The organism is Burkholderia sp. AU45388 (assembly GCF_030481585.1).
Taxonomy (GTDB): Bacteria; Pseudomonadota; Gammaproteobacteria; order Burkholderiales; family Burkholderiaceae; genus Burkholderia; species Burkholderia sola.
The window spans coordinates 216,408-224,641 of the sequence record NZ_JAUJPV010000008.1 but is presented as its reverse complement, the minus strand read 5'-3'; the positions used below and the strand labels follow the sequence as shown (position 1 = coordinate 224,641).

Annotated in this window: 4 protein-coding genes; 2 read left to right on the top strand and 2 right to left on the bottom strand. The window is 57.8% G+C overall.

Translation table 11 applies throughout. The features are described 5' to 3' along the window. Positions 1-176: 176 nt before the first annotated feature. Positions 177-2,582, bottom strand: a complete 2,406-nt coding sequence (locus QZM72_RS16600; protein WP_301738670.1) for a hypothetical protein — start codon at positions 2,580-2,582, stop codon at positions 177-179. A 434-nt stretch (positions 2,583-3,016) separates the two neighbouring features. Further along, on the bottom strand, positions 3,017-4,249 hold the full coding sequence (locus QZM72_RS16595; protein ID WP_301738669.1) for an SIR2 family protein: 1,233 nt from the start codon (positions 4,247-4,249) through the stop codon (positions 3,017-3,019). A gap of 421 nt (positions 4,250-4,670) precedes the next feature. On the opposite strand from QZM72_RS16595, the gene QZM72_RS16590 reads away from it, so the two are divergent. Both QZM72_RS16590 and QZM72_RS16585 read left to right on the top strand, forming a co-directional pair. Beyond that, positions 4,671-6,620, top strand: a complete 1,950-nt coding sequence (locus QZM72_RS16590; protein WP_301738667.1) for an ATP-dependent endonuclease — start codon at positions 4,671-4,673, stop codon at positions 6,618-6,620. Then, a complete protein-coding gene (locus tag QZM72_RS16585) occupies positions 6,617-8,140 on the top strand; it encodes a UvrD-helicase domain-containing protein (protein ID WP_301738665.1) in 1,524 nt (507 codons plus the stop codon). The genes QZM72_RS16590 and QZM72_RS16585 overlap by 4 nt, the downstream gene beginning before the upstream one ends. Positions 8,141-8,234 lie beyond the last annotated feature (94 nt).

Here is an 8,234-nt window from a genome sequence, read left to right as displayed (position 1 = left end):
CTTCAGGCCAGCCTCGGCTTCCTTCAAGATGCCGATGATTTGCTCTTCGGTGAATCGCTTTTTCATTGCCGTTCCTCTCTGGAACGGACTCTACACCGTCACCGTACTAAACGCCGGGAGCAGGTCAGCCGCGTTGGTGCGTGACGAGGCAGATTCAATGAAGCGCAATTTCGCGCTCACAAATCCCAGTCCGGCGTTGGGGCCGGTGGATCTGGATAGCACTCGCCTGTATACTCCTTTAAGAGAGCTCTTAACGGTTTTTCGTTGAGGTCGGCAGGTTGCTGATGGATATCGTGGTAATCATAGTAGTTGCGCCCTTCACCATGGTCGACGTACATCCTGTCATAGATCAGGTCGAGCGCAGTCCGTGCAGCTGGGCCGAGCTCTACCTTGAAGCCTTTGATGAACTGAACGAACGCTGGAACGTCGAGGTCGTATCTGACGGCGATGTTGGGCATAACTTCCTTAACAAATCGCGGGAGAAAATGTGCAGCTTTGCCCGACACCATGACTGCCTCGATAACGTCGCAAGGCAGGTCCGGCGGATACCACGGTGCGATCCACCCGGACTCGCTGGAGCCCCATGCCCCTACAAACTGCACGAATGCGTTCTTTGATCGCCTCCACCACATCGCAGTTGAAACAGCCTCCAGAAACTCGTCACCGACGCCGTTCAGACATCGACTCTCAAGAAACTCATCGACCGCTACAACAGAATCGGTAAAGTCCCGTGTCCGACGTCCGACCCACTTGTCCCAAGTATCGATGACCTGACGAGCTCGCCAAACGAACTCCATTGAATTTGGAGTCGATTTTTGCGACACATAGTAGTGCACGATACGCTCCGTCACCGCGAGCGCGACCTCCCGTGACGGATCAAGCAGATCGCGCATTCCCTTCAACGCGAAGGAATGAATGACCAATCGCTCGTCGCGGTACTCCGCAATCTTGTTTTCTTTCAGGTAGGCGATGAACCGCTGGGGGCGCATGTCCGCACCCGAGCCGGCGCCAGCAACCTCAAGCAGCACCTCAAGCTCGGGCTCGTGCAGGGCCTCGAACGATTCAAACAATACCCAACTAGCCGCCACATGCTCCACCTGATTCAAACTCCAGCCTGACAGAACCTGTTTGGCATAGAGCCCGGAGACGGCTTGGCCAGCGTCTCGGATCAGATCCATTACCTCAATCGCCGCCGTCCAAGGTTGGTCCGGGAATACGAGACTGCCCAACGCCTCGGCCCACTCCTCAATCAATTCCGTGGGAGTCTCCGATACGAGTTTCCCGAAGAGGTCCAGTTCGGCTGGCGTCTTTAGCTCCGACAGGATTTGTAAGCGGAAGCTTTCCACTACGCTCATCGCTAAAGTTTGTCCCTCAATCCGACGGGTCGCAATACGCCACAAAGCTGCCTCACCATAGCTCTCCATTGATAGCGGAAGAACAAATCCCTTGAGCGCCAACTTGACGGCATCGCTAACATCGTCGTACACGTCATTGCGGCTCGTGATGATGAAGCGTTTGTCATGGCGGGCCATGCGGATGATGCGTGGCAGTTCGTGCGTCATGACGCTTTCGCCCCTGCTGTGACTAATTCCCCAAGGATCAGCGATCACGAAAAGCGCGGGGCCGCACTCTTGGAGTCTTTGCTCGATTTGTCCCGGAGAGACTCGCTCTCGGTGAATCGCGAACGGTATCTCCCCCGTCTGATGACGCTTTGTCAAATACGAGGCTAGAGAGGACTTTCCGATGCCGGGCGGACCGATCAGCACCAGCACATTGCGCTCCGACAAAGCAGATTCAAATTCCGCTAGCCTCTCAGGCGGAAAGTAATCTTGCGCGATATCACCGTTGGATACCCCTCCATAAATTTCGAGTATGTTCTTCACTTCTTTTAGGAGAAGCACACTAGGGAGCTCGCCTAAGAGCCGCCGCCTGATCTGTGCCTTGAGTGCTGCGACGCAGTCAGCGATCTGACCAAGCGGTACTTTTCCGATCTTAGAGAGAACATCTTCCGTCCTGAACGCGATGAGTTCGGGTGTCAGGTCGTGGAGGATCGCTATGCGCTTTTCTAGCTTAGGTGCGCAAACCTTTACGCTACCGTGAAGGATACCAGTGGGAATTTTTTTGGTGTCGCTGTTGAGTAACGACGTCGTTGCAAGGTTGAAAATGCCAGAGTCCACACTAGCGTTGGTCACCAGCACGTAGGCGGTACTGTCGTCCTCAAGTAATATCTCCAGTGCTTTTGGGCGCGGTGCGGGTCCATTTGGCTTACGCACGCGTGGCGTGCCGTCCCCCACTACGTCAGAAAACGCGCTCTTGGTCCACGGGCCAGTACTTCGAGTCTTGAACTGCAACATCAGGCGTCTGGTCGGGCCCGCGTCGACGGTGACTGTTGAGATAGTCTCATCAGCAGAGACTAGGAATTCCACATCCTCGGCGCTTTTAGGCTCTACTACGATCTCCTGACAGCGCTTAACTTCGAGCATCATATGAAGGGCGACCCAAACGGTTGCTTCAATCTGGTACTCGAAACCCCGGTAACCCGGTAGTCCATTAGTGAATTTTGTCATAAAGGATTTCAGCACACGGCACTCGATGCATTGAATGGTACTCTTCGACTACGCAGATCGATAATGGGGGACTTTCGATCTGACACCAGCCGAGCCATGGCCGCTGTCGACACATGGATCGCGCCAGAAGGATTTTTGCTTGTCGAAGCGGCCTCAGAAAGAAGTGGTCTATCGTCCGACGCTCTGTCGAAACAATCGGTCAGAGATCTCTGTAGCGTGCCTTTCACCCGTTCTCGTGCGCGCATCGGCGGAACTGGCACAATACGCAAACGCGGTGGAACGCCGATGCGATGGCGAATTGCCGGAGGGCGATTTACGTCGACGTTCCACCGGAGCGGCGGCCAGTCAGGCACGAGCATCTGCTGAAGGAGCCCGGCAGTTGCCTACCTCGCCAACCGGCAGCGAGGAAACTCGCCAGTAGAAGCAGCACCCTTGAACCTTCTCCCCCATCACCTGAGGTGTCGCAGTATTTTCTGTGGATGCCTGCAGGCTTCGAGCATGCCGTTGTACCAGACGGCCAATGGATAGGCTGGATTTGTCGAGACTTCCAGTTCGCGGGTCGCTCTCAGGTCCCCAATATCAGCAGGCGCTGAACGGCCTGCGGAACTCATGGTGTGCGCGTCACCGGGCAGAGTCCTGAAAAGGTTGTGCGACCACGTGTCTTGCCGAAACGGAAGGGGATCCTGGTCATCGCGGGCCCAGTCAACCAAGACGATCGGACGTTGCTGATTGCGCACCTCGGAAAATACCGCATTCAGGTGCAGGTCGCCGAAACCATACCCGAGGAAAAGGAAGCTGTCAGCCTCGTGCACGAGACGGTTGATCTGGGCGAAGTAAGTGCGGAATGGCTGTCGCAGGATCTGCTGTGTCTTACCGTACCCAGCGACGAAAGGGGACATAGGATAGGTCGTTCCTTCCATTGAGTCTTGGCTGTTACGACCGTTCGAATGGACCTTGGAATCCTTCGTCGGAGCGGTCACCCAGCTCACACCGTGCAAATTGTGAGCAACCCCGGTCATGGCGAAGTGCACGGAGCCGTGCAGATGATAGATAAAGTTCCAGTCCGATCGGGTCAGCACGGACATTGGATCGAAGTTACCTGTCTCATCGAAGCCCGTATGAAGCCCTGGCACCACCTGAGTAAAAAGATTATCGTAATTCAGCGTGATGATGCCGATCTCGAACTCCTCCCGCAAGGCGCTCATGAATCCCCCGAGTTCGCTGATCTCGGCGGCTTTCGACGTTCCGATCATCGCACAAGCATCGATGAAATGGTCGACCAAGGCGTCCATGAGCGTGTTCGTAAGCCCACGTAACACATTCTCGTTGGTTGGAGACAATGTGCGGCCGAACTCCAGTACGTCCGGAAGAAAAGACGCTCTCAGCAAAGTGTTTGAGCCATGTTGCCGCAACGAGTCCGACACGTAGGGAAGAAGAAGATTGAGCTGATACAGCACTTCTTCGAAGTTCGCCCATTTGCGCAATGCCGGGTTCGGCGACCCGCCGTAGTACACATTGATCGCATCCCGGCAAAAACGATACAGGTTGGAATCCGGGTTGGCGGCGAGCGGATAAAGTCGTCCCGCTTGCTGATCAAGAAGCATGTCGACGTCTCCGACAGACGGTAAGCCGAAGTCGATGGATGCGCCAGCACCAACAGTTATCAAGAGCTTTTTCTTCATGGAAAAACGATGGGGTAACAGGATACGCAATCGTACAGCGGGCAAGACGTTTCCGCACGGGGGTGGTTGTCCCCGCTATTTCGGCAAACTTGCCGTGCGCGACGTACATAGCCCCTCACATAGGGAACCCCGGGAGAGATGTCTCGAGGCATGCCGGAGCACCGGTTTTCGCAGTAATCACGAGCACCGGGCACGAGCACCGGGAATCATTGCAGGTGATTGGCGCTCATTCGGCGCGCGCGGCTCTACATGGCAGCGGGACGTTGCACTGCGTCCCCACAGAGACAGCAAGACTATGCAAGATGCTTGATCCACATCAGTCATTTGGCCGCCACCACACCTCGCCCCATGGTATGTCGCTTGAACGGTGACGGTGCATACCACTATGCCCGACATGCCGATCCACACGATCTCCGTGTGAATGCCGGGCAGCCTGAAGCAACTGGCAATCCGAAAATTCGAGCACGGCTGGCGCCCGGGCAACGCGCCCTCGCGCCGCGTCCTTTCCCGGATACTATACTTGGTCGAACGGCGCGGAAACGCCGAATCGGGGATCCGAATGGCATCAGAGATCAAGCGTCTTCACATCGAACGTTTCCGCGGGATTCGGGAACTAACCTGGCACCCCCAGCCGGGTCTGAACCTGTTACTAGGTGGAGGCAACGTCGGCAAGTCGACAATCCTGGAGGCGATCGGCCTTCTGCTCAGCCCGACTACGAGCTACACGCTCCTAGACTCGGACTACTTTGGCCGTCTAGTCGAAGACGGATTTCTCATTGAAGCTGTCATGAATCTTCCCGGAGACGTGAATCGCCAGAGCAGCATGGCTTGGCCGTGGGAATGGGACGGTCAGAACGCTGTACTTGCGTTGGCTGCGGAGCCGGAGAATGCGGCACCAGCACGGGCTCCTCAACCGGCCAGGCCTGCGGTCTACAAGGTCCGAGTCCGCGGTACTGCCGACCTGGAACTCGTATATGAAATCATACAGCCCGACGAAAGCGTCACGGCGTTTTCCGTTGCATTGCGCCGTCAGATTGGACTCGTGCGATTGTTGGGCGATGACCAAAGCGATCGCGACCTGCGGCTGGTTGTTGGATCCGGTCTCGACCGCCTGATCAATGACCGTGGTTTGCGCGCCCGGCTCGGGCGGGAGTTTGCCGCCAACTCCGTTGATCAGCATCTCGAAGACGAGCCGCGCACTCGACTGCAGCAGCTCGACAAGGACTTCGTTGAGCGTCAACTTCCCAACCGGCTCGGCCTGGCTTTCACCGGCGGCGCAGGTCAGTCTATTAATGCACTCATTGGCCTGACCGCCGTCAAAAACGACGTCGTGTTACCCCTTGCAACTTGGGGTTCCGGCACCCGTCGTTTGGCTGCGTTGGCCATCGCAGATTCTCTGCAGGACGGCCACCCGATCACCCTCGTGGACGAACTCGAACGCGGGCTTGAGCCCTATCGCCAGCGTCAGCTCGTTCGCCATATTGCGGGAGCACAGGGCCAGACTTTCGTCACCACGCACAGCGCCTCTGTTGTCACCACGGCAACTGATGCGTCAATCTGGTATGTCGACACCGGCGCAAGGGTTGGCGCGCTTGCTCGAGAGAAAGTGTCTCGCCACCTGGCCCGAGACCCGGAAGCGTTTCTGGCACGGCTGACACTCGTCGCCGAAGGCGCAACCGAGGTCGGGTTCCTGCAAGAGATTTTTGATCACGAACTACCCGGATGGAAGGACTGCGGTGTGCATATCGCAGACGGCGGCGGCAATGACGACACCCTGATGCTGCTGGAAGCGCTTTCGACCGGCGGTGTTAAGTTTGCCGGATTTGTCGACAACGAAAACAGGCACGCGGGTCGATGGCGTGCCGTGGCAGACCGCGTCGGCGCGCTTCTGTTCCAGTGGAACGCTGGCAACATGGAAGAGAATGTGATCCCTCTGTTCGAAGCCGATCAGATTCAAATGCTGATTATTGATCCGGAAGGCGAAAAAACGGGGCTGCGGTTGCGGACGCTTGCCGATAGGCTGGACACAGCCGACGCATCGTTCGAGGCGCTGAGCGCGCTCGCGTTAGCGCGCCGCAGTGAGAACATTGACCACCCTGCTCACCCTCTGGTCCCCTGGATCGTGGAAGCCGCAACGGGTAAGGTACCCGATGTACTGCGCGACGCGCCGGCCGCGCAGCGCAATCCCTTCAAGGGACACGCGACAGCGTGGTTCAAGAGCATTGAAGGCGGTCGCGAGCTGGCCGAAAAGGTTTACCGCTCCGGTGTCTGGGACACACAACTGAACGCCTTGCTGCGCCCCTTCGTCGACGCGGTTGTCCGCACACAGGCCGATCCGGTTCCGGCTGCCGTTCCGAGGCAAGCACAGTGAGCGACGCCTCTGTCGCTGAGGCGCTACGCTCGGAGGTACAGCGTGTCGTCGTTGAGGCGCCTGCAGGAACAGGAAAGACACATCAGGCCGCCAGCTACGCCCGGGACGCCACAACTGGTCTGGGTAAAGGCCAGCGGGTACTGATATTAGCGCATACACATTCCGCCTGTAACGTCTTTTCGTCGAGAACGACCGACCTTGCAGGACGGCTGAGAATTGGGACCATCGATTCACTCGTGGCAACGATTTCCCAGATCTATCACCGGGCCCTTGACCTGCCGGCTGATATTCACGCGTGGTCAATTGATCGTGGGCAGGAATGTTACGCCGACCTGGCCAACAGAGTACGGCGCCTGATCGTCCGTTCACCGGGTATCGCCGATGCGGTCGCAGAGCGACACCCCATCATCATCTGTGACGAGCATCAGGATGCCAGCAGCGATCAGCACGCGATCGTCACCCTGCTTGCGCAGGCAGGCGCGAAAGTGCGGTTCTTTGGCGACCCCATGCAGATGATTTTCAGTACGGGACGGGAACGCGAAGCACATGAGCTGCAATGGCGCGAGCTCGTGGCAAGCGCCAACGCCTTCGAGCGACTGGACACGGCACACCGCTGGGCTAACGGCTCTCCTGAACTGGGCGCCTGGGTGCTCGAACAGCGGGAGCATCTACGCGTCGGCGGCAGTGTCGATCTGCGGAACAGCTTGCCCAGAGGCCTACGCCTATTGAGAGCAGACAATCGTGCACCACGCTTTGGCGGCTTCCAGCTGAGTCCTGCGGAACGTCGTCCGCTCGACATCGCGGTCCAGAACAGTCCGAACCTGCTGGTGTTGACCGCTCACAATCAAATGGCCTTCGGTCTCAACGCTTTCTGGGGGGCCCGCGTTCCGATCTGGGAGGGCTATACGAGGAACGCCTTGGGCGAACTCCTCGCGGCCTGCCGCATCCGGTCCGGCGATCCCGTCGCTCTCGGCAGGGCAATTTGTATCTTCCTCGAAGCGGTCGGAAAAGGCTTCTCGCCCACAGCCTTCGGCAATCGGCTTGCCCAGGAACTGGAGACCCGTTGCGCGAGGCCCTGCCGCGGCAAACCTGCAGAGATTCAGTCGATCGCCCGGTTGATCTTGCAGACGCCCGATCATACCGGCGTCGGAGAAGCGATCGAGCACATCCATCACCTGATGAATACGAGCCGGCACTTCAGCGACGCCCGCATCGATCTACGGATGGAGTTTGCACAGGCTCGGCGCATCCAGGCACACCCTGACATCAGCACCGTGCTTGCAGGACTTGCCTATCAGCGCGGCAAGGGAAACGACCGGGTACCCTCCCGGTCGATCAGCACGATTCACAAGTCCAAAGGGCTTGAATGCGATCGCGCCATTCTGATTCCATGCGATGCGGGCAGTCTCGCGCCCAATCAGAAAAACCGATGCTTGCTGTACGTTGCGCTTAGCCGATCTTGCGAACAACTTACGCTTGTGGTGCCGGAAACCAACCCGTCACCACTCCTCCAGCTGTAGGCCCTTCGCGTCCAGGTATGGCGCTTTGCTGGGGGCTGGTGTCGAGCATCAGACACGCATGCCAACGTACATGGCCGACGTCAGTCCAGCGACA

Bases quoted from the DNA above. Each gene is read 5' to 3' on its own strand.
- QZM72_RS16595 (WP_301738669.1), bottom strand. From the start codon at position 4,249: ATGAAGAAAAAGCTCTTGATAACTGTTGGTGCTGGCGCATCCATCGAC.
- QZM72_RS16590 (WP_301738667.1), top strand. From the start codon at position 4,671: ATGCCGGGCAGCCTGAAGCAACTGGCAATCCGAAAATTCGAGCACGGC.